The 22,002-nt window shown below is 71.6% G+C and carries 17 protein-coding genes; 13 read left to right on the top strand and 4 right to left on the bottom strand.

Annotated features, from left to right (window positions below; translation table 11 throughout):
* The first annotated feature begins 75 nt into the window (after positions 1–75).
* The 3 genes from E1193_RS02625 to E1193_RS02635 all read left to right on the top strand — a co-directional run bounded on the left by E1193_RS02625 (position 76) and on the right by E1193_RS02635 (position 2,540).
* Positions 76–1,503, top strand: coding sequence for a condensation domain-containing protein (locus E1193_RS02625; protein WP_165945607.1), 1,428 nt, complete (start codon positions 76–78; stop codon positions 1,501–1,503).
* Positions 1,504–1,675: 172 nt separating this feature from the next.
* Entirely contained in the window at positions 1,676–2,086 is a 411-nt protein-coding gene (locus tag E1193_RS02630) for a spore-associated protein A (RefSeq protein ID WP_207922525.1), read from the top strand.
* A gap of 40 nt (positions 2,087–2,126) precedes the next feature.
* The gene (locus E1193_RS02635; RefSeq protein WP_132179848.1) at positions 2,127–2,540 is read left to right on the top strand and encodes a spore-associated protein A; all 414 of its coding nucleotides are present in this window, start codon (positions 2,127–2,129) and stop codon (positions 2,538–2,540) included.
* A gap of 146 nt (positions 2,541–2,686) precedes the next feature.
* Here the strand turns inward: E1193_RS02635 and E1193_RS02640 are convergent, their stop codons facing one another.
* From E1193_RS02640 to E1193_RS02650, 3 genes are all read right to left on the bottom strand, one after another.
* Positions 2,687–3,517, bottom strand: a complete 831-nt coding sequence (locus tag E1193_RS02640; protein WP_207922526.1) for an NBR1-Ig-like domain-containing protein — start codon at positions 3,515–3,517, stop codon at positions 2,687–2,689.
* Positions 3,518–3,866: 349 nt separating this feature from the next.
* A complete protein-coding gene (locus tag E1193_RS02645; RefSeq protein ID WP_207922527.1) occupies positions 3,867–6,815 on the bottom strand; it encodes a glycoside hydrolase family 2 TIM barrel-domain containing protein in 2,949 nt (982 codons plus the stop codon).
* Positions 6,816–6,914: 99 nt separating this feature from the next.
* Positions 6,915–7,877, bottom strand: a complete 963-nt coding sequence (locus E1193_RS02650; RefSeq protein WP_132179852.1) for a hypothetical protein — start codon at positions 7,875–7,877, stop codon at positions 6,915–6,917.
* A 263-nt stretch (positions 7,878–8,140) separates the two neighbouring features.
* On the opposite strand from E1193_RS02650, the gene E1193_RS02655 reads away from it, so the two are divergent.
* From E1193_RS02655 to E1193_RS02675, 5 genes are all read left to right on the top strand, one after another.
* Positions 8,141–9,646, top strand: coding sequence for an alpha-L-arabinofuranosidase C-terminal domain-containing protein (locus E1193_RS02655; RefSeq protein ID WP_132179854.1), 1,506 nt, complete (start codon positions 8,141–8,143; stop codon positions 9,644–9,646).
* A gap of 114 nt (positions 9,647–9,760) precedes the next feature.
* On the top strand, positions 9,761–11,524 hold the full coding sequence (locus E1193_RS31685) for a hypothetical protein (protein WP_165945608.1): 1,764 nt from the start codon (positions 9,761–9,763) through the stop codon (positions 11,522–11,524).
* Positions 11,525–11,691: 167 nt separating this feature from the next.
* Entirely contained in the window at positions 11,692–12,987 is a 1,296-nt protein-coding gene (locus E1193_RS02665) for an extracellular solute-binding protein (protein WP_132179856.1), read from the top strand.
* 103 nt (positions 12,988–13,090) lie between these two features.
* Positions 13,091–14,056: a sugar ABC transporter permease gene (locus E1193_RS02670; RefSeq protein WP_165945609.1), complete on the top strand. Its 966-nt coding sequence runs from the start codon at positions 13,091–13,093 to the stop codon at positions 14,054–14,056.
* A gap of 1 nt (position 14,057) precedes the next feature.
* On the top strand, positions 14,058–14,942 hold the full coding sequence (locus E1193_RS02675) for a carbohydrate ABC transporter permease (RefSeq protein ID WP_132179858.1): 885 nt from the start codon (positions 14,058–14,060) through the stop codon (positions 14,940–14,942).
* 23 nt (positions 14,943–14,965) lie between these two features.
* On the opposite strand, the gene E1193_RS02680 is transcribed toward E1193_RS02675, so the two are convergent.
* The gene (locus E1193_RS02680; protein WP_132179860.1) at positions 14,966–15,703 is read right to left on the bottom strand and encodes a GntR family transcriptional regulator; all 738 of its coding nucleotides are present in this window, start codon (positions 15,701–15,703) and stop codon (positions 14,966–14,968) included.
* Between the two features lie 197 nt (positions 15,704–15,900).
* On the opposite strand from E1193_RS02680, the gene iolC reads away from it, so the two are divergent.
* From iolC to E1193_RS02705, 5 genes are read left to right on the top strand one after another with little or no spacing between them, the layout of a single operon-like run.
* Positions 15,901–16,848 (top strand): 5-dehydro-2-deoxygluconokinase, encoded by a 948-nt coding sequence (gene iolC / locus E1193_RS02685; protein WP_132179862.1) that lies wholly within the window; start codon positions 15,901–15,903, stop codon positions 16,846–16,848.
* Positions 16,841–17,743 carry a deoxyribose-phosphate aldolase gene (locus E1193_RS02690; protein ID WP_132179864.1) on the top strand — a complete coding sequence of 301 codons (903 nt, stop codon included), beginning with the start codon at positions 16,841–16,843 and terminating at the stop codon, positions 17,741–17,743. Before iolC ends, E1193_RS02690 begins: the two co-directional genes overlap by 8 nt.
* Positions 17,740–18,576 carry a 5-deoxy-glucuronate isomerase gene (iolB, locus tag E1193_RS02695; protein ID WP_132179866.1) on the top strand — a complete coding sequence of 279 codons (837 nt, stop codon included), beginning with the start codon at positions 17,740–17,742 and terminating at the stop codon, positions 18,574–18,576. Before E1193_RS02690 ends, iolB begins: the two co-directional genes overlap by 4 nt.
* Positions 18,573–20,438, top strand: a complete 1,866-nt coding sequence (gene iolD / locus E1193_RS02700) for a 3D-(3,5/4)-trihydroxycyclohexane-1,2-dione acylhydrolase (decyclizing) (protein ID WP_132179868.1) — start codon at positions 18,573–18,575, stop codon at positions 20,436–20,438. Before iolB ends, iolD begins: the two co-directional genes overlap by 4 nt.
* A complete protein-coding gene (locus E1193_RS02705) occupies positions 20,435–21,931 on the top strand; it encodes a CoA-acylating methylmalonate-semialdehyde dehydrogenase (RefSeq protein WP_132179870.1) in 1,497 nt (498 codons plus the stop codon). The genes iolD and E1193_RS02705 overlap by 4 nt, the downstream gene beginning before the upstream one ends.
* Positions 21,932–22,002 lie beyond the last annotated feature (71 nt).

Raw genomic sequence — 22,002 nt, forward strand, 5'->3', positions numbered from 1 at the left:
GAGCTGGGCAGCTGCGTCGGGACGGCACGTGAAGGGCGGGGGCGCCGTATGGGATCGCCGGACAGGGTTGGCGCGGTGCCGCCGTCACCGATGGAGCACACCCGGCTCGGCGTCTGGTTCGCGGGCGCTCCCGCGCCGCCCGCACCGCTCACCTGGGGTCAGCAGGCGCTGTGGGCGGCGATCCGACGTCGCGGTCGCGAGCAGGCCCTGATGAGTCTGCGGCGGGTCGTCGCGACGCCTCGCCGGGGCCCGACCGACCTCGCGAATGTCCTGCGCGCGATCGGGGCCCTGGTGGGCCGGAACAGCTCCCTGCGGACCCGGATCCAGGTGGTCGACGGCGACCTGTGCCAGGTCGTCGCCGCGGCTGGCGAGTTGCCCGTCCTGGTGGCCGAAGCGGCGTCCGAGGATGACGCGACGGTGCGGCACGACACGGCGGCGGTGGCCGCGAAGGTCGCCGACCACCTGGCCGACACCCCGTTCGACCACTCCCGGGAGTGGCCTCAGCGGGTCGCGCTGGTTCGTGTCGGTGACCGGATCAGTCACGTCGTCGTCGTGTTCAGCCATGTCACCGTCGACTTCGAGGCCGTCGAGACACTGCTCCGCCAGCTGCGGCTGCTGCTGCTCCGCGGTGCCGTCGACACCCCGGCCGGGCCGCAGTCGGTCGACGTCGCCCGCCGGGAACGGGACGTCGACCGGCGGCGGTCGACGCGGGCCGTGGCCTACTGGGTACGCGGTTTCGCCCGGTTGCCGCCGCAGACACTGCCGTGGGTCGCCCCACCGGCGACGCCCCGGTTCCGGCGGACGGTGCTGGTCTCGCAGGCGGCGGCGACCGCCGTCCGGCTGGCCGCCGCACGCTGCCGCGCCACCAGTTCCACCGTGCTGGTCGCGGCCATCGCGGCGGTGCTGTCCCGGTGGTCCGGCACCGACGTCTGCGGTCTTCACTCGATGGCCAACAACCGGGCCGTCGACGGCTACGCCGACGCCATCGCCAAGCTCAACCAGGTCGGCCTGGTGGTGGTCGACTCGACCGGCCGGCCGAGCTTCGACGACCTGCTGCGCAGGGTATGGCGGGCGGCGCTGGAGGCGTACCGGCACTCCTACTACGACCCGACGGAGTTGCGTCGCGCGTTCGAGGCGGCGGGGCTGCCGTACGAGGACGCCGTCAGCCCGCACTGTTTCGTCAACGATGTCCGGCTCGCCGCCGACACCGACCCGTTCGCCCGGACGGTCGACGAGGCGCAGGTCCGGGCCGCGATGGCCGGCACGTCCGTCACGCCCGCCGAGAGCCTCGACCACTTCACGTGGCGGTTGCGCGTAGAGATCACCGACCAGGCTCGGGGCCTCGGCATCGCTGTTACCGGGGACACCAGCCATCTGCCGCCACCGTACGCCGAACGGTTTCTGCGCGACATCGAACGGCTGCTCGTCGAGGCGGCCTTCCGCGACCTGCCCTGGCCCTGGCTGCCGTGTCCGCCGGAGGAGGAGCAGGTGGCCCGTGGTTGAGCTGCCGCCGTCGGCGCTGTCCCCGGTGCCGCGTCCCCGGTGGCCGCTCACCTGGGGATCATTTCTCCGAAAAATCCACTGGAGCATCACTGGACGCAGATCGCTTGGTGCCGGCCGGCGCGGGATGCCAGCGTCATGCGCAACCACCCACAGCAGAGAGGGAGCACTCTTCGTGCGCATTTCGCAGAAGATCGCCGCGCTGGGACTCGCATCGGCCGCCGCGACCGCGGGAGCCCTGGTCAACGCCGCACCCGCACAGGCGGCGCTCTACGGCGGGCAGTGCGGCTCCGGCTACGGCGTCGTCAACCTGATCGACCTGCCCGACCTCCGGGGCACGGTGTACCTGACCTACAGCTCGTCCACCGGGAAGAACTGCGTCGTCACCCTGCGGGAGAAGCCGGGGACCGCCACGCTCATGGAGGCGTACCTGCGCCGGTCCGGCACCTCCTCCTGGGTCAAGGACAGCGGCAACTACACGACCTACGCCGGGCCGGTCTACGTGTCGGCAGCGGGCTCGTGCGTCGACTGGGGCGGCACCATCGGGACGGCCTCCAGGACCCGTACCGCCACCAACTGTGGCTGACCCGACCGACCCGACCGACAGCAAGCACCGGAGGAAACACATGAAGCTCATCAAGACCGCCGCCGTAACCGCCACCTGCACCGCCACCATGGTGGCCGGAGCGCTGGCCGTGGCGTCCCCGGCGTACGCGGCGACCTACGGGGGCGAGTGCGGGTCCGGCTACGGCGTCGTGAACTCCGCCGCGATCGGTTCCAAGGGAACGGTGTTCCTCACCTACAACTCCTCCACCGGCAGGAACTGCGTGATCGCCAAGCGGAACAGCGCCGGTTCGGCCGTGCTGATCGAGGCGGGGCTGGGCATCAGCCCGGTCGGCACCCACTGGCCGGCCTACGACGGCGGCTACTACACGTCCTATGCCGGTCCGATCTACCTGTCCGCCGCGGACAAGTGCGTGGACTGGATGGGCCGGATCAGCGGCACCGAGGGCGGCAAGCGCCGCACCAACTGCGGCTGACCCGTCTCCGACGCCCCGGGTGAGCCCGGCTCCGGCGAAATGTGCGGGCCGCACCGGCGCGGGAGCGGGGCAGTACCGGCGGAGCCCTGTTGGTGCGATGTCGCACCGACAGGGCTCCGCCGCCTCGAACGGGGGCGGCGCGGACGCTACGAGCTACCGACCTGCACGTCCAGGAAGACCGGACGTTTGAGCGGGAACAGCGTCCGCCCCTGCTCGTCGGCCATCTTCCAGTAGATCTTGCAGGTCCCGGGAGCGTTGGGGGTCCGGACGGCTACCGCGATGTCCACGACCTCACCCGGCCGGGTCTGGGGGATGGGCACCGCCTGCGGCGTCTGGCAGGGGTCGGCGTTGACCCGCGCCAGGAAGCGGTTGGCCCAGACCACCGTGCCCGTGTTGCGGATCCGCCAGATTTTCGTGAACGAGGAGTTCGGCGGCACCAGAGTCCCGTCGGGGTAGGTGATGTCGCCTTCGAACTGGGAGTCGTCCCGGTCCGACGTGACGGAGACAGCCGCTGGCACGCCGGCATCGCCACTGGCCGTCCGCCGGTGGCCCACGACGAACACGACGGCGCCGGTGAGGACAGCCAGGGCCCCGGCCACGACGGCGACGAGGTGCCGGTGACCCCGCAGCCGGATTGTCCCGAGCTCCGTTGTTCCGGGCGGCTCCGGCATCGTCCCGACCGCCGGTACCGCGTCAGCCGCCGGGGAACTGCCCGTCAGGTTCCGCGCGACCTTGACCCGGGTCCAGCGCTGCCGCCACTCCTTCTCGACGGCCACCGGATCGTGGCCCAGCCGGTCGACGGCGAGGACTCGGACGAATTCCCATGTCGTCTCCCAGCTGGGCAGACTCCGGCCCTGGGCGGCGGCGGCCAGCGACGACCTCGAGGCGGCCGCGCCCAGGTGTACGGACATCTCCTCGTACGACGGATCGCCTGCCTCCTGCTTCAACCGCCAGAGGCGGTCGGCGAACGCGCCCACCGGGCCCGAATCAGGATCGGGAGGTGTCGGCCGTCGCCCCCGCCGCCGAGGCACCCGATGCTGACCCTGCGCTTCTTTCTCCACTTTCTCCACCTTCGGCCGAACCGACCACGCACGCGTGACCGCGCAATTGGCGCAAGCGTCACCATATCGGTGTGGACGGCCGGCCCTTCCACAGTGGATCACCTGCCCCGGGGCTCGCCCACTGTCCCGCCGGTCGAGTCGGCACCCTCCGGGGGACCGCCGGTCTGTTGGCGACCGGCGGTCCCCCGACCCCGCGCACGGGGAAAAGCGGCGGCGGGGACGTCCCGCCGCCCGCGATGAGCGGGCAGGCAGCACGCCTGCCCGCTCATCGCAGGTGATCGACCTGCTGGAGGATCACGTGCAGTTGCTGCGTGGCGGGCGCCAGCCGGTACCCCGGCAGGACGCCCGGCCCGCACGAGGCGGTGCCGACTCCGCTGGCGGCCGCGTCCACCGAGATCCAGGTCTCGGTCGCCGCCGGCAGCTCGTGGTCGTGCCTGGTGGCGGCGACCACGGCCCGGGACCAGGGGCGGACGGTCAGCGGCAGACCAGCCCCGCGTACCCGTAGCGCCCGAGCCCCCAGGTCCACCGTCGCGTCATCCACGCGGCGCGCCCCGTGCTCCTGGGGGCGGACGGTCCGCACCGCGTAGTCGTCCCGACCGGCGACGAACGAGCCGTAGCGGGCCGCCTGACCGGTGTCCGGATACTGCGGGCCCGGTCCCCAGCCGGTCCAGCGCACCCCCGCCGTCGGCTCGGCGAGGCGCAGGTCGATTCCGGCCCGGCCCCAGTCACACGGCCACGTGCCGTAGGGAGCGAGGGTGAGGTCGAGCGCCAGGGAGGTGCCATCGCTCGTCCAGCGCCAGGTCACGTCGACCCCGGCGTCGAGCACCGGGGGCCCGGACCTCGTCCGCACGACGAACGCGGACCCGTCCTCGGATACCTCGAGCAGGCGGGTGCGCAGGTCGTCCAGGCGGGCCGCGGCCCACCGGTCGGCGACGGACGGCAGCTCCGGCTCCTCCCAGGCGACGCCTCGATCGTTCTCGGTCGGCGCCCGCCACAGGCTCACCGCCACGTCGTGCAGGTCGAGGGCGCCGAGCCGTACGGGCATGCCGGTGCGCTCGTCGAACGAGGCGGGCCCCAGCTGGACCAGGCCGTCGCCGGTCCGTCGCGGCGCGACGCGGTGGGCCTCGAGCGCGGCGACCGGACGGGCCGCGATGTGCTGGGTCCAGGCGACCACGTGGCCGTCGGCGCATCCGTCGCCGGCCGTCCGCCGGCGCAGCAGCACGGTCACGGTGGCAGCCAGGGCCGACGGCGGCAGCCGAAGCGGGACGACGGCGCTGGTGCCTGCGGGCACCTCGGGCAACGTGACAGGCGTGGCTGCCCCGTGCCCGACGCCGTCGGTCGTCCAGACCGCCTCCAGGTGCGACAGGTCCAGGCTGTGATAGCGGTTGACCACCGTGAGCGTCGACAGGTCCGGGGCCAGTTCCAGGCCCACGGGAGAGAACACCCGCGCCAGGTCAGCCAGGGCGGGCCCCGGTGACCGATCGGCGTGGACCAGGCCGTCCACCACGAAGCTGCCGTCGTGCACCCGCTCGCCGAAGTCGCCCCCGTACAGCTGCACGGGCCGCCCGCCGTCGGTGGTTCCGCCGTCGAGGGCATGCTCCACCCATTCCCAGACGAATCCGCCGGCCAGGCGCGGGTACCGGTGGAACAGGTCCTGGTACTCGCTGAGGCCGCCCGGACCGTTGCCCATGGCGTGCGCGTACTCGCACAGCAGGAACGGCAGTCGACGCCGGTGCTGCTCGTCGGGGTCGGTGAAGGTCTCGGCGGGCGGCTCGGTGGCGATCGCCGCCACCTCGTCGACGGACGCGTACATCCGCGAGTACACGTCCACGTGGCGGGAACGGAGGTCGCCCTCGTAGTGCACCAGGCGGTCGGGGTCGCGGTCCCGCGTCCACTGGGCGATCGCGTCGAGGTTCGCGCCGGTGCCGGCCTCGTTGCCCAGCGACCACACCAGGACGCTGGGGTGGTTCTTGTCCCGTTCCACCGTCCGCCGCATCCGGTCCCGGTAGGCCGGCAACCACTGCGGGTCGTCGCTCGGGTTGCCCCGCCAGCCCACCAGCACGAAGCCGTGGGTCTCCAGGTCGTTCTCCAGGATGACGTAGAACCCGAGTTCGTCGGCCAGGTCGAGGAAGTCCGCCTGCGGTGGGTAGTGCGACGTCCGTACGGCGTTGATGTGGTGCTGCTTCATCAGCAGCAACTCGGCCCGGGCCGTCGTCAGGTCCACGACCCGGCCCCGGCGGGGGTCGTGCTCGTGTCGGTTCACGCCCTTCAGCAGCAGCGGGGTGCCGTTCAGCAGGAGCGTGGCGTCCTCGACGGCGACGGTACGGAAGCCGATGCGCAGGTCAACGGTCTCGGTCGGGGTGCGCACCTGCGCGTCGTGCAGCACGGGCGTCTCGGCGGTCCACGGCGCGACCGACGGCACGTGATGCTCCACGCCGACGGCGACCTCGTGCAGACCGAACGCCGGCACACTGATCGTCGCCGGCGCCTCGGCGCCCTCCTCGAGCTCCACGTCGATCCGCAGCGTTCCCGAGCCGTCACGGTGGTCGTAACCCGCGTGGACGAAGACGTCCCGCACCCCGCCGTGCGGGCGGGCCAGAAGCGTGACGCCGCGGAAGATGCCGGGCATCCACCACATGTCCTGGTCCTCGAGGTAGCTGTGGGCGGACCACTGCGCCAGGCGAACCGCCAGCACGTTGGTTCCCGGCCGGAGTACGCCCGTGCACGGCAGCTCCGTGGTGAGGCGGCTACCGCGCAGCGTGCCCAGTTCCACACCGTTCAGCCACACCGTCGCCGCGCCGTCGACGCCCTCGAACCGCAGCACCGAGGGGTGGGCGAGCACCTCGGGCGAGGCCACCAGCTCCAGCCGGTGGTCGGCGACGGGATTGTCGTCCGGTGGGAACGGCGGGTCAACGGGGAACGGGTAGGCGACGTTCGCGTAGATGGGAGAACCGTGTCCCTGCAACGGAAGGTGCCCGGGCACCGCCAGCGGGGACCAGTCCGCGGGGTCGAGTCGTGCATCGACCTGCTGCCAGCCGTCGTCGGCGACGTGGCGCGGTGACGGGCGCAGCCGCACCTGCCACGTGCCGTCGAGCACCTGCCGGGGAGCGTCGGAGTGCAGGTGCGCACGCGGCGGCAGGGCCCCGCGCCCGGGCATCGGGGACGCGAGGTCGGCGGGCAGCGGGATCGACGAGGGGGTTGTCCGAGGGGTCACGGTGAGCATGCTCCTTGTTCGTCGGGGCGTGATGCGGGGTGCGGGCGGTGGCCGTGGCGTCCCGGCGGCGGGTGCGGTGTGGGTGAACGGGCCGGCGGCTCACAGCGCGGCGGCGAGGACGAGGGCACCGTCGACCGGGGGAGCGGTGAGCACGCGGAGGGTCAGGTCCGGCGCGTGTACGCGCAGGCGCCCCCGCACCCGGGTCTGCAGCAGGGGCTGTGCGGTGAGCACTCCGCCGGCGCCGACGACGACCGACCCCCGCGCGCCGCGACGCCGGACGGCCGCCAGGTTGCGGGCCAGGACGTCCGCTGCCTCCTCGACGACCGCGAGGGCCACCGGCGAACCCCGGTGCAGCGCGTCGAACACCAGCTCCGCGTGCCGCCCCCAGGAGTAGACGTCCTCCCCGGAGACCGCCAGCGCCAGGTCCGCCGGCGTGCGTGCGCCGTACGCCGCGCAGAGCAGCGCCACCGCCGGGTCGGCGGTGGCCGCGTCGGGGCCGTCCTCGTCGGCCATCCGCAGCCCTCTCCGCACGGTCTCCCGGACCAGGGCGGGGGCGCTTCCGTGGTCGGCGAGCAGGGCACCGTACCCGTCGGCGGTGATGGCCGTTCCCTGGTCGTCGGTCCCGATGGCGATCGCGCCGGTGCCGACGATGAGCTGGAGGCAGTGCTCCAGCCCGGCGGCCGGACCCAGCAGCTCCGCGTCGTTGACGACGCGAACCGTGCCCGGCAGGCGGCTGGTCAGCTCGGTGGCGGCGATGACGCGCTGCTCGGCCGTGTCGAGGTCGTGCAGACCGACGACGACCCGGGTGTGGCGGTGCCCGGGGGACACGTCGCCGACGAGGGCGGCGAGGCGGTCGAAGTTCGCAGGGTCGGAGAACATCGGCCCCCGGCGCCAGTCGGCGGAGGGGACCACCACGTCGTGCCGCCGCCGGTCGGGGCCGACGACGGCCAGGTGCGTCTTGGTGCCGCCCACGTCGACGCCGACGAGCGAGAGGCTGGCAGGGTCACGTCGCGCCCGGGGGGTGGGGGGCACGGTGGCGACCTCGGGGAGGTCTTCGGACACGGCAGCGGGAACCCTTCGTGCGATGGACCATCAGTCTCGCCGACGCCGGCCATCGACGTGACAGGGCCCCGACGACGATGCGCACGGACCAGAGACACGACCACGCCGCAGCGGTGTGCTCTGGTGGGCAGGTTCCGAGCGGAGCCGCTGGCCCGCCGTTTCGACCAGCTGTGATCCCGATCATCCCGCTGGTCGTGTTGTCGCCGCTCGCCCCGCCCTACATCATGGGCTCCGACCTGAATCCCGGCCTAAGGACTGCCGCCATGGCCCGTGCGCACCTCACCCTCAACCCGGCCTTCACGATCGGACCGGTCCGCCGGCGACTGTTCGGCGGGTTCGTCGAACACCTCGGCCGCCACGTGTACGACGGCATCCACGAGCCTGGACACCCGAGCGCCGGCCCTGACGGTTTCCGGCGGGACGTCATCGAGCTGGTCAGGGAGCTCGGCGTGACGACGGTCCGATATCCGGGTGGCAACTTCGTGTCCGGCTACCACTGGGAGGACGGCGTGGGCCCGGTGGCCGAGCGTCCCCGCCGGCTCGACCTGGCGTGGCACTCCACCGAGACGAACGAGGTCGGTCTGCACGAGTTCCAGGACTGGCTCGATCAGGTGGGCAGCGAACTCATGCTGGCGGTGAACCTCGGCACCCGGGGGCCGAAGGAGGCCCTCGAACTCGTCGAGTACGCGAACGTCCCGGCGGGCACCGCGCGTACCGCGCAGCGTGCCGCCAACGGCAGGCAGGAGCCGTTCGGCATCACCATGTGGTGTCTCGGCAACGAGATGGACGGCCCCTGGCAGCTCGGGCACCGCAACGCCGAGGACTACGGCAAGCTCGCGTCGATGACCGCGAAGGCGATGCGCCAGGTGGACCCGCGCCTGGAACTGGTGGTGTGCGGATCGTCGTCGCGGAGCATGCCGACGTTCGGCGAGTGGGAGCGGATCGTCCTGGAGCACACGTACGAGGACGTCGACTACATCTCGTGCCACGCCTACTACGAGGAGCGGGAGGGTGATCTCGCGAGTTTTCTCGCGTCGGGTGTCGACATGGACGCGTTCATCGAGGCGGTCGTGGCGACCGTCGACCACGTGCGGGCGCTCAAGCGCTCGGACAAGCGCATCGACATCTCGTTCGACGAGTGGAACGTCTGGTACCTCAGCAGGTGGGCGGAGCAGGCCCGCACCTTCACCATCGACGACTGGCCGGTGGCGCCGCGCCTGCTGGAGGACGTGTACTCGGTCGCGGACGCGGTGACTCTCGGCGGTCTGCTCATCTCGCTCGTCAACCACGCCGACCGGGTCGCGTCGGCCAGCCTCGCGCAGCTCGTCAACGTCATCGCGCCGATCATGACCGAGCCCGGCGGGCCGGCCTGGCGGCAGACGACGTTCTTCCCGTTCTCGGAGACCTCGCGGGCGGCGCGGGGGACCGCGCTCCAGGTCGCCCTCGACGCCGACACGACGACCACGGCGAGGTTCGGCGCCGTACCCGTGGTCGCGGCAGCCGCGACCTCCGACGGTGCCTCGGTGTCGGTGTTCCTGCAGAACCGGCACACGACGGAGGCGACCTCGGTGACGGTCGACCTGAGCGCGTTCGGGCCGCGCCGCACGGTCTCGGCCCGCGGCGTCTGGGACGAGGACGTCTACGCCGTGAACGACCTGCGCGACACCGAGCGGGTGGGGCTCCGGACGAACGACACCGTCGCCCTCTCCGACGGCGTGCTCACCATCGAGCTGCCCCCGGTGTCGTGGACCGCGGTGACGGTCGCGTGACATCGAGGTTGCCCACCTGGGTAGCGTTCCCCGCGCACCACCGCACCCAGGAAGATCGTTTGAGGGGGCTCCGATGACGCGGACGACCTGCCAACCCGGATCGAGGCGCGCCCGGTGACGGCGCAGCTCGACGTCACGTTCGTCACCCGGGTGCGCGCCGCCCTGGCCGAGCAGGTCCGCTCGGTGGTGCGGGAGGCCGAGGGTGACGCGTGGCGGGACCTCCAGCACCGCCACCTCGCTGAGCGGATCAAGGCGCTGGTGGCGGCGACGCACCCGGTGAACGACCCCGACGGGTCGTGGGCCGGAGTCGGCCTGCTCGATCACGCCCTGCGGCTCGCGTTGCGGCTGGCGGAGCTGCAGGGCCCGAGCGGCCTGTTCACGGGCGGGGACAACGTCGACTCCCCGCCCGACTCCGCCTTCAGCGTCAACGACCTCGCCGACGCGCTCCTGCTGCTGCGCGCCGCCTCCCCGAACGACGACCGGGCCCTCGCGGCGGTGCTGGAACGACTGCTGGCCGCCGCTGTCCCGGCGTTGACCAGCGGCGGGGTCCACACGCCGAACCACCGCTGGGAACTCTCCGCCGCCCTCGCCCGGCTGTTCCTGGTGGCACCGCGGCCGGCGCTGGCCGAGCGGGTCGACCAGTGGCTGGCCGAGGGCGTCGACATCGACGGCGACGGGCTCTACTCCGAGCGCAGCGCCAACTACGCGGCGCACGTGTCCAATCCGTCCCTGCTCGTCCTCGCCGAGGTCTTCGACCGCCCGAGCCTGGTCGACATCGTCGAACGCAACCTGGACGCCACCCTGGATCTGCTCCTGCCGGACGGGTCGGTGGAGACCGTGATGTCCCGCCGGCAGGACCAGCACCGGCCGATGCCGCTGGCCGTCTTCCTGCTTCCGCTGCGCCGGGTGGCGCTGCTGCGGGGCCGTGGTGACCTGGCCTGGGCGGCGGGCCTCGCGCTGGAACAGGGGATCGCCTCGCCGGCGGACGCGGCCGCGCGGTTGGTGCTGGATCCCGACATCGCGCGGGTGCTGCCCGCGCCGGTCGAGCCGCGGCGGCCACGCCAGCGGGTGTTCGCCGCCACCGGCCTGCTGGTGGACCACCGTCCTGCCGCCACGACCGTGCTCTTCGGCGGCACGGACTATCCGCGCCACGGGCGGATTCGTTCCGGGCTGGCGAACTCGCCGACGTTCCTTCGCCTGTTCGCCGGGGCGGCTGTCTTGGAGAGCGTCCGTCTTTCGCGTACTTTCTTCGGTAAGGGGCCGTTTCGTGCCGATGGTCTGCGCATCGAGCGGGGCCGGCCGGGGGAGACGACCGTGACCCTGGCGGAGACCGTGACCGCGGCCTACTACCAGCCGCTGGCGCACCAGGACCGTGACCCGGGCGGGGACTACCGGCTCGGCGACGAGGGCCGGTTCAGCGCGGCGATGGACTTCGACCGGCGTGTCCGGGACGACATCACCCTGCACACCGCGGTCCGCGCACGGCTCACGGCGGCCGGGGTCGAGTTGACGATCGACCTGACCGGCGCCGTGGTGGACTGGGCGCTCGAGCTGGCGTTCCGGCCCGGGGGCACGCTGACCGGGGCCCACCCGCTCGGTGAGCGCAGGTGGCAACTGGACGCGGCCGCCGGCGCCGAGGCGGCACCGGCCGCCGCCAGTTACCGGTGCGGCGACGACGTGATCAGGGTCGAGCTGGCCGAGACGTCGGACGGGCAGGGCAACGCGCTGCCGGCCGCCAGCTGCGCGCCGGCGTACGAGCCCGGCGAGGAGTACCGGTTCCTCGGGGGCACGGATGCCGCGACCGGGACGCGGCTGTACGTGGCGGGGCGGGTGCCGGCCCGCGTCCGGATGCTCGTCAACGCCGACAGGTTGCCCTGAGACGGGGCTCGGTGTCGCGGGCGACGGCAAGTTGTTATGCCGATGTGACGTGCGTATGTCAGGACAATAGAGCAACTGTCGAGAGCTGTATGTCCTGCCATTGACGGGTAAGCGCTTGCCCGTTAACGTCCGTCGCCACCAGGGCGCTGATCATCAGGGAGACGAAGATGAATATTTCGATAACGGCCGGGAGAGGACTGCGGCGCTGGCGGTGGCTGTCGCTGGGCGTCGCCATGACGGTCGCCCTCACCGCCTGCGGCTCGGACACCGACAGCGGCGGTTCGGGCGCCAAGAAGATCACCTTCTGGCTGTCGACCTCGGCGCAGCTCCAGGGCTACAACGACCTCGCCAAGGAGTTCGAGGCCAAGGAGGGGGTGAAGGTCGAGATTGTCAACGTCCCCTACGACGGGTACCAGGAGAAGCTGCGCCAGTCCGCGCAGGCCAACTCCCTGCCCGACGTCGCCAGCGTGCCCCAGCTGGAAACCCTCTGGATCAACCAGCTCCAGGACCTGAGCGCGACCGCGAACAACGATACTAACAAGATCCGCAAGGACCTGGTCACCGAGCAGGACGGCAAGGTTCTCGCCATCCCGTCGGACCTCACCGCGGCCGGCCTGTTCATCAACAAGAGCCTGTTCGACAAGGCCAAGGTCACCTACCCGACCGACCCGGCGCAGACCTGGACCTGGGACGAGTTCCTCGCGGCGGCGACGAAGGTCCGCACCGCGACCGGCGCCAAGTACGACCTGGTCTACGACAACTCCCCGGCGCGCATCCGGGCCTTCATCTACACCCACGGCGGCAAGGGCTTCCAGCTCGGCTCGGACGGCAAGTACGCCACCCCGGACGCCGCGACGGTGCAGGCGCTGACGAAGTTCAAGTCGATGAACGACGACAAGGTCATGCCGAAGTCGGTGTGGACCTCCGGCGCCGACCCGAACGCCCTGTTCAAGAGCGGCCAGGTTGTCGCCTACTACTCCGGCGTGTGGCAGGTCGCAGACTTCGCCGAGAGCATCACCAACTTCGAGTGGGCCAGCGCGCCGACTCCGGCCCAGCCGGTGCACGCCACCGACATCAACCTCGGTGGCAAGGTGGTCGCCTTCAACAACGGCGACGCCGCGGCGCCGGCCAAGAAGTGGGTGGACTTCATCTTCCAGCGGGACAACTACACCAAGCTGGCCGCGGCCAACGGCTACCTGCCCGTCGAGTCCGGCCTCACCGTGACCTACCCGTTCAAGAAGCAGGCCGCGCTGGACGCGTTCGCGCTCTACACCAAGGAGATCGAACTCGCCGACCCGATCTCCTCCTCGGGCCAGGCCGCCCAGACCACGCTCATCCTTGACGGCAAGGCGATCCAGAAGGACCCGACCAAGGACGAGATGGCGAAGTTCGTCAACGGCGAGCAGGACGTCCAGAAGACCGTCGACAACATCGTGAACGGCCTCAACGAGCAACTGAGCTGAAGCCTCGTCGCGGGATCCGCCGGCATCGTCCGATGCCGGCGGTCACCGCACGTCGGCTCAGTTGGTCGGACTTCGCGTGAGCGCTCAGTCAAAGGAGAGCACCATGGTGGACAGCATCCACCCGCCGGCCGAGGCGCCGGGCATCGACGTGCGGCGAGGGCCGGAGCCGATGCGGCCGCGCCAGCGGGGTTGGCGCCTGCGCGGCCGGAACCGCTACGTCGGAGCACCCCTGGTGCTCATCTCGATCAACCTCCTGCTGTTCGTCACGTTCTTCGTCTGGCCGGCCGTCACCGGGCTGATCTACTCGTTCACCAGCTACACCGGGGTCGGCACGGCGCCCTACGTCGGGCTGGACAACTACCAGCGGCTGCTGCAAGACGAGGCGTTCTACGCCGCCCTGATCCGTACGCTGATCTTCACCGCGTGCGCGGTGCCGCTGACGGTCCTCCTCTCCCTGGGCACCGCCGTCCTGCTCGTCACTTCGTACACCAAGGGCAAGTCGCTGGCGCGGGTGGTCTTCTTCCTGCCGTGGCTGATCTCGCCGATCATCGCCGGTGTCATCTGGCGCTGGATGTTCGGCGAGAACTTCGGGCTGGTGAACTACCTCATCGTCTCGCTGGGCGGCGAGGAGGTGCCCTGGCAGTCCAACGCGAACCTGTCGCTGATCGTCGTCATCGTCGCCGCGGCGTGGAGCTACACGGCGTTCAACATGCTGCTGTTCGTCGCGGCGCTGAAGAACGTGCCGACCGTGTACTACGAGGCGGCGTCGCTGGACGGCGCGGGCTCGTGGGCCAAGTTCCGCAACATCACGCTGCCCGCGATCGCGCCGACCACCTTCATCGTGGTGCTGCTGAGCGTCCTGCACTTCATGAAGGAGTACGCGCTGATCCGGGCGCTCAACGAGGGCGGCCCCGGCACCGCGAACAACCTGCTCGTCCAGTACATCTTCAAGATGGGCTTCGAGCGGGCCCAGGTCGGCTATGCGAGCGCGGCCTCGTTCGTGCTCATGCTGATTCTCATGATCGTCGCGGTCGTGCAGCTCCGCATGAACCGTCGGAAGGAGTCCTGACATGGCTCTCACCACCAGCACGCCGCGCCCGCCGGCCCTGCGCCGCGGCAAGCGGCCCGCCGCACCGGGCGAGCTGTCGAAGAAGGTCTGGGCGACCGCCGTCATGTGGCTCCTGGTCGTCGTGTACGGCTTCCCCGTGCTGTGGTTCCTGCTCAGCTCGTTCAAGCCCGCCGGCGAGCTGTTCTCCTATCCGCTGACGCTCCTGCCGAAGAACCCGACCATCGAGGGCTTCACCCAGGCCTGGACGAGCTTCGACTTCGCCCAGTACTTCCTCAACACGCTGATCGTCGCGGTCGCGGCCACCGTCCTCACCATCGTGGTCAGCGCCGCCTGCGGGTACGCCCTGGCGAAGTACCACAGTTGGTGGGTGAAGGCGTTCATGATCTGCGTCCTGGCGACCACGATGCTGCCGGCGGAGGTCATCCTCTCGCCGTTGTTCCTCGTCGTGCGCGACCTGGGCCTGTACAACAGCCTCTCGGCGGTCGTGGTGCCGGCGGTGATCACCGCGACCGGCACCTTCATGTTCCGGCAGTTCTTCCTCACCGTCCCGAACGACCTGCTGGAAGCGGCCCGGATCGACGGCTCGGGCGAACTGTCGACGTTCATCAGGATCATGCTGCCGCTGTCCCGGCCCATCATGCTGACGCTGGCCATCTTCTCGTTCCAGTGGCGTTGGAACGACTACATCTGGCCGCTCGTGGTCCTCAACGACCCCAACAAGTTCACCCTGCAGATCGGCGTCGCGACCATCGTGGGCGCGGACAACGTCAATTGGTCGGTCCTGCTGGGCGCCTCGGTCCTGTCGATGATCCCGCTCGTCGCCATCTACCTGCTGCTCCAGAAGTACGTGATGAACGCCGACATCAACGCCGGGCTCAAGGACTGACCCGTGACCGGCGGGGCACCCGGTCAACGGTTGTAGACGGTGACCTCGATCGCGTAGTGGTCGGCCCGGTACAGGTGGTCGGCGTACTCGACCGCGCGCCCTTCGGCGTCGAACGCGGTGCGCTGCATGCTGATCAGGGGGGCGTTGTGCCCGGTGTCCAGCAGCCGGGCCTGGGTGGCGCTCGCGGACCGTGCGGTGATCTTCTGCCGGGCCACCGTCGGGCGGCCGTTGCGCTCCCCGAGCAGCTTGTAGAGGCCCTCGTCGGCCAGCTCGGCGGCGGTGATGTCGTCGAACCGGGCGGGTAACCAGTTGCGCAGGATGGCCAGCGGCACGCCGTCGGCCAGTCGTAGCCGCTCGCAGTGCAGCAGCCGGTCGCCGTCCGGCACGCCGAGTTCCCGGGCGGCGTGCCGGTCGAGGCAGGCGGGGTCGAAGCGCAGCACCTGGGTGCGCGGCTGCCGCCCGGCCGCGGCCAGGTCCTCGTGCAGGCTGGTCAGGGCCACCCGCCGGCGCACCGGAGTGTCGTTGACCCGGGTGCCGACCCCCCGCTTGCGGGTGAGCATCCCGTTGACGACCAGTTCCTCGATGGCCCGGCGCATGGTCGGTCGGGACACGTTGAGCGACGCGGCCAACTCGATCTCGTTGGGCAGCAGTTCGCCGGGGACCAGGTCGCCCGCTTCCACGGCCTCCGTCAGGCGGCGGGAGATCTGGAAGTACAGCGGGACGGGGCTGTGTCTGTTGATGGGGATGCGGGGGATGGGCATGAGCGTCACCTTCCCGACCGGGCTGACAATCGACGCACTTTGTCATCTACTTCGGAAGAATGTCAAGACAAACTCTTGACTTGCCTCGTCGTCAGGGCCGAAGCTGCTCGAACACGCGCCGCGGCCCTCGGCCGCAACCGCTGCCACGACCCCGGCGCACCCTGTGTGACCTGTGAAAGAACCTCCTGGGGAGTCCGATGGAACGCTTCGACGTCATCTCGATGGGCCGGGTGGGGGTGGACCTCTATCCCCTCCAGGTGGGCGTCAGCCTGCCGAACGTATCGACGTTCGGCAAGTTCCTCGGCGGCAGCGCCACCAACGTCGCGGTCGCGGCGGCGCGGCACGGCCGGCGGGCGGCGGTGATCACCAGGACGGGTCGGGACCCGTTCGGCGAGTTCGTCCAGCGCGCCGTGGCCGAACTGGGCGTCGACAACCGTTACGTGACCAGCGTCCCCGGACTGCCCACGCCGGTCACCTTCTGCGAGATCTTCCCGCCGGACCACTTCCCGCTCTACTTCTACCGGGAACCGAAGGCCCCCGACCTGGTCATCGAACCCGACGAACTGGACACCGTGGCGATCGCCGAGGCGGGCGTGTTCTGGTCCACCGTGACCGGCCTGTCGCAGGAACCCAGCCGCACCGCGCACCACGTCGCCTGGGCTGCCCGCGAGCGGCGCCCGCTGACCGTGCTCGACCTGGACTACCGGCCGATGTTCTGGGCGTCGGCCGAGGCCGCCCGCGCCCAGATCCGGCAGGCGCTCCCGCACGTCACCGTGGCCGTGGGCAACCAGGAGGAGTGCGCGGTCGCGGTGGGCGAGACGGACCCGGACCGGGCCGCCCGGGCGCTGCTGGACGCCGGCGTGGAACTGGCGGTGGTGAAGCAGGGCCCTCGGGGTGTGCTGGCCCGCACCCGGCACGAGTCGGTCGAGGTGCCACCCACCCCCGTCGACGTGGTCAACGGACTCGGCGCCGGCGACGGGTTCGGCGGCGCCCTCTGCCACGGCCTGCTCGCCGGCTGGCCGTTGGAGCAGACCCTGCGCTTCGCCAACGCGGCCGGCGCCATCGTCGCCTCCCGGCTGGAGTGCTCGACCGCGATGCCGACCACTGCCGAGGTGGAGGAACTGTTGGGAGTGCGACATGGCTGACGACCTGGACTTCACCGAGCTGCGCCGGCTGCGCGCCACCCGACCGGAGGTCGTCCGGGAGGCCGCCGCCGCCCGCATCCGGCGGCCGTTGCTCGGCCCGGACGGCCGGCTGATGCTGGTCGCGGCGGACCACCCCGCGCGCGGTGCGCTCGGCGTCCGTGGCGACGGCGCCGCCATGGCCGACCGGTACGACCTGCTGCGCCGGCTGTCCACCGCGCTGCGGCGCCCGGGTGTCGACGGCGTGGTGGGCACCGCCGACGTCCTGGAGGACCTGCTGCTGCTCGGCGAACTGGACGACAAGGTGGCCATCGGTTCGATGAACCGCGGCGGCCTGCAGGGCGCGGTCTTCGAGCTGGACGACCGGTTCACCGGGTACGACGCGGCCGGGCTGGCGGCGATGGGATTCGACGGTGGCAAGATGCTCACCCGGATCGACCTTGACGACAACGCGACCGTGAGCACCCTGGAGGCCAGTGCCAACGCCGTCTCCGAGCTGGCCGCGCACCAGCTCATCGCCATGGTCGAGCCCTTCCTGTCCCGGCGCGACTCCAACGGTCGGGTGGTCAACGACCTGAGCCCCGCGGCGGTGGCCCGGTCGGTCGCGATCGCCAGCGGCCTCGGCGGCACCAGCGCGTACACCTGGCTGAAACTGCCGGTCGTCGCGGACATGGCAGCGGTGATGGCGGCCACCACGCTGCCGGCACTGCTGCTCGGCGGCGACCCGGTGGAGTACCCGGAGGAGACCTACGCCCGGTGGCGTTGCGCCCTCGCCGTGCCCGGGGTGCGTGGCCTGGTGGTCGGCCGCGCCCTGCTCTACCCGCCCGACGGTGACGTGGCCGCCGCGGTCGACGCCGCGGTCGGCCTGGTGCGCGCCGACGCGGAGGTCGCCGCATGACGCGTGAGGTGACGCCGGAGAGCGCCGGCTGGGGGTACTCCGGTCTGCGCGTCGTCGACCTGCCGCCCGGCGGGACGTTCCACTGGGACACCGGCGAGGACGAGGTGGTGGTGGTGCCGCTGGCCGGGTCCGCCACCGTGACCGCGGACGGCGACCGCGCGGACCTCGCCGGCCGGGAAAGCGTCTTCGCCGGCCCCACCGACGTCGCGTACGTCCCCCGGGACAGCAGCCTGACCCTGACCGGCACGCCGGGCGGCCGGTTCGCGTTGGCCACCGCCCGGGCCCGACGTCGGCTGCCGTTCCGCCACGTGCCGCTCGCGCAGGTGCGGGTGGAGCTGCGCGGAGCCGGTTCCTGCTCCCGCCAGGTGAACAACTTCGCCACCCCGGACGTGCTGGAAGCCGACCGCCTCATCGCCTGCGAGGTGCTCACCCCCGGCGGCAACTGGTCGTCGTACCCGCCGCACAAGCACGACGAGGAGCGTCCGGGCGAGTCGGTGCTGGAGGAGATCTACTACTACGAGGTGGCCGGCGGCGGGATGGGCTACCAACGGGTGTACGGCACCGACGAGCGTCCGATCGACATCCTGCGCGAGGTCCGCAGCGGCGACGTGGTGCTGATCCCGCACGGCTGGCACGGCCCGTCGATGGCCGCGCCCGGCTACGACCTCTACTACCTCAACGTGATGGCCGGGCCCGGCGCCCGGTCCTGGCTCATCTGCGACGACCCGGCCCATGCCTGGGTCCGCGACACCTGGGCCGAGCAGGCGATCGACCCACGACTTCCCTTCACCCCGGAGGGCGGTTCCCCAGCGGTGGACGGAGGAGGACGATGAGGCTCACCGTCGGCCAGGCGATCGTGCGGTTCCTGGCCGCCCAACGTACCGAACGCGACGGCGTCGAGCACCGGCTCTTCGAGGGCTGCTTCGGCATCTTCGGCCACGGCAACGTCGCCGGCCTCGGGCAGGCGCTGCTGGAGGCGGAACTCGCCACACCCGGCGCGCTGCCGTACCGGCAGGCCCGCAACGAGCAGGGCATGGTGCACGCCGCCGCGGGTTTCGCCCGGATGCGCAACCGGCTCGCCACCCTGGCGTGCACCGCGTCCATCGGGCCCGGTGCGACGAACATGGTCACCGGTGCCGCCCTGGCCACCGTGAACCGGCTGCCCGTGCTGCTGCTGCCCGGCGACGTGTTCGCCACCCGGGTGGCCAACCCGGTCCTGCAGGAACTCGAGGACCCGCGCGGCGGTGACATCAGCGTCAACGACACCTTCCGCCCGGTGTCGCGCTTCTTCGACCGGGTCTGGCGGCCCGAGCAGCTCCCGGCGGCCCTGCTCGGCGCCGTGCGGGTGCTGACCGACCCGGCCGAGACCGGGGCGGCCACCATCGCCCTGCCGCAGGATGTCCAGGCCGAGGCGTACGACTGGCCGGAGGAGCTGTTCGCCACGCGGGTCTGGCACGTGCCCCGCCCGGTGCCCGAGCCGGCCGCCCTGTCCCGCGCCGTCGAGGTGCTGCGTGGCGCCCGGCGACCGCTGATCGTCGCCGGTGGCGGGGTGATCTACGCCGAGGCCACCGAGGTGCTGCGCCGCTTCGCCGAGGCGACCGGGATTCCGGTGGCGGAAACCCAGGCGGGCAAGGGCGCGCTGCGCCACGACCACCCGCTGTCCGTCGGCGCGATCGGCGCCACCGGCACCACCGCCGCCAACGCCCTTGCCCGCGAGGCCGACGTCGTGCTCGGCATCGGCACCCGGTACAGCGACTTCACCACCGCCTCCCGTAGCGCCTTCGGCGCACCAGGGGTCCGCTTCGTCAACGTGAACATCGCCGCGTTCGACGCCGCAAAGCACTCGGGAGTCGCGCTGGTGGCCGACGCCCGGGCCGCGCTGGAGGCGCTGACCGAGGCGCTGTCCGGGTACCGCACGGACGCCGCGTGGCAGGAGACGGCCGGTCGCCTGGCGGCGGAGTGGGACGCCGTCGTGGACCGCGCCTACCACCTCGGTCACGGCCCGCTGCCGGCCCAGTCGGAGATCATCGGGGCGGTCAACGACTGCGCCGACGATCGCGACGTGGTCGTCTGCGCCGCCGGGTCGATGCCCGGTGACCTGCACAAACTGTGGCGAGCCCGGGATCCGAAGAGCTACCACGTCGAGTACGGCTACTCCTGCATGGGCTACGAGATCGCCGGCGGCCTCGGGGTTCGGCTGGCCGCCCCGGACCGGGACGTGTTCGTGCTGGTGGGCGACGGGTCCTACCTGATGATGGCGCAGGAGCTGGTCACCGCCGTGCAGGAGCACGTGAAACTGATCGTGGTGTTGGTGCAGAACCACGGCTTCGCGTCGATCGGCCGGCTCTCGGAGTCGGTGGGCGCCCAGCGGTTCGGCACCGCCTACCGCTACCGCGGCGACGAGGGCCGACTCGACGGCGACGTCCTCCCGGTCGACCTGGCGGCCAACGCGGCCAGCCTCGGGGCCGACGTGCGGCGGGTCACCACGGTGGCCGAGCTGCGGGACGCGCTGGCGAAGGCCAAGGCGACCGACCGGGTGACGGTGATCCACGTCGACGCCGACCCGACGGTCGACGCGCCGTCGAGCGACGCGTGGTGGGACGTCCCGGTCGCCGAGGTGTCGGACCTGGACACCGTGAGATCCGCGCGGACCGCGTACGTGGCGGCCAAGAGGGCGCAGAGGAGCTACCTGTGAGGACCATCCAGCACTGGATCGACGGCGCGGCGACGGCGGGACTGTCCCACCGCACCGCCCCGGTGTTCAACCCGGCGACCGGCGCGCCACAGGCCGAGGTCCTGCTCGCCGAGGAAACCGACGTGCGGACCGCGGTCGCCGCGGCGGCCAGGGCGTTCGAGGACTGGCAGGACGCCTCGCTGTCCCGCCGCACCGGCATCCTGTTCGCCTTCCGGCAACTCATGTACGACCACCTGGACGAGCTGGCGGGCATCGTCTCCGACGAGCACGGCAAGGTGCTGGCCGACGCCCGTGGCGAGGTGCAGCGCGGGCTGGAGGTGGTGGAGTTCGCGTGCGGCATCCCGCAGCTGCTCAAGGGCGACTACTCCGACCAGGTCTCCGGCGGGGTGGACTCGTTCACCTTCCGGCAGCCGCTGGGGGTCGTCGCCGGGATCACCCCGTTCAACTTCCCGGTGATGGTGCCGAGCTGGATGCACCCGGTCGCCATCGCGTGCGGCAACACCTTCGTGCTCAAGCCCAGCGAGCGGGACCCGTCGGCGTCGCTGCTGATCGCGCGGCTGTGGGCGGAGGCCGGACTGCCCGACGGCGTCTTCAACGTGGTGCACGGCGACAAGGTGGCGGTGGACGCGCTGCTCGACGCGCCGCAGGTGGCCGCCGTGTCGTTCGTGGGCTCCACGCCCATCGCCCGGTACATCCACAGCCGGGCGTCCGCCGGCGGCAAGCGGGTGCAGGCCCTCGGCGGGGCGAAGAACCACGCGGTCGTGCTGGAGGACGCCGACCTGGAGTTCGCCGCCAACCACCTGACCGCGGCGGCCTTCGGCTCCGCCGGTCAACGGTGCATGGCCATCTCCGTCGCGATCGCGGTGGGTGCCGCCGGTGACCGCCTCGTCGAGGTGCTGCGCCGCAAAGCCGCGCAGGTCCGGGTCGGTCCCGGCCGGGACGACAGCAGCGAGATGGGCCCGGTGGTCACCCGGGAGGCGCGCGACCGCATCATCGGCTACATCGACTCCGGTGAGGCGCAGGGCGCCACCCTGGCGGTGGACGGGCGGGACCTGACCGTTCCCGGGCACGAGGACGGCTTCTTCGTCGGCCCCACCGTGCTCGACCACGTCACCGTCGACATGGACGCCTACCGGGACGAGATCTTCGGTCCGGTCGTGGTGGTCGTCCGCGTCGACACCCTCGACGAGGCGATCGCGCTGATCAACGCCAACCCGTACGGCAACGGCACGGCCATCTTCACGGCCAGCGGCGAGGCGGCCCGACGGTTCCAACGGGCGGTCACCGTCGGCATGGTCGGCATCAACGTCCCGATTCCGGTGCCGATGGCCTACCACTCCTTCGGCGGGTGGAAGGACTCGCTGTTCGGCGAGTCGCACGTCCACGGGCCGGAGGGCGTGCGGTTCTACACCCGCTCCAAGGTGGTCACCGCCCGCTGGCCACACGTGGAGCACCCGGTCGTGGCGAGTCTCCAGTTCCCGACGGCCAGCTGACGGCGTACAACGGCACCCCCACCCCGCCTCCGGCGGGCACCCCTTCCGCGACGCGGACCCCTCAAGGAGAC

Origin of the sequence: Micromonospora sp. KC606 (genome assembly GCF_004348675.1) — a bacterium.
GTDB lineage: Bacteria > Actinomycetota > Actinomycetes > Mycobacteriales > Micromonosporaceae > Micromonospora.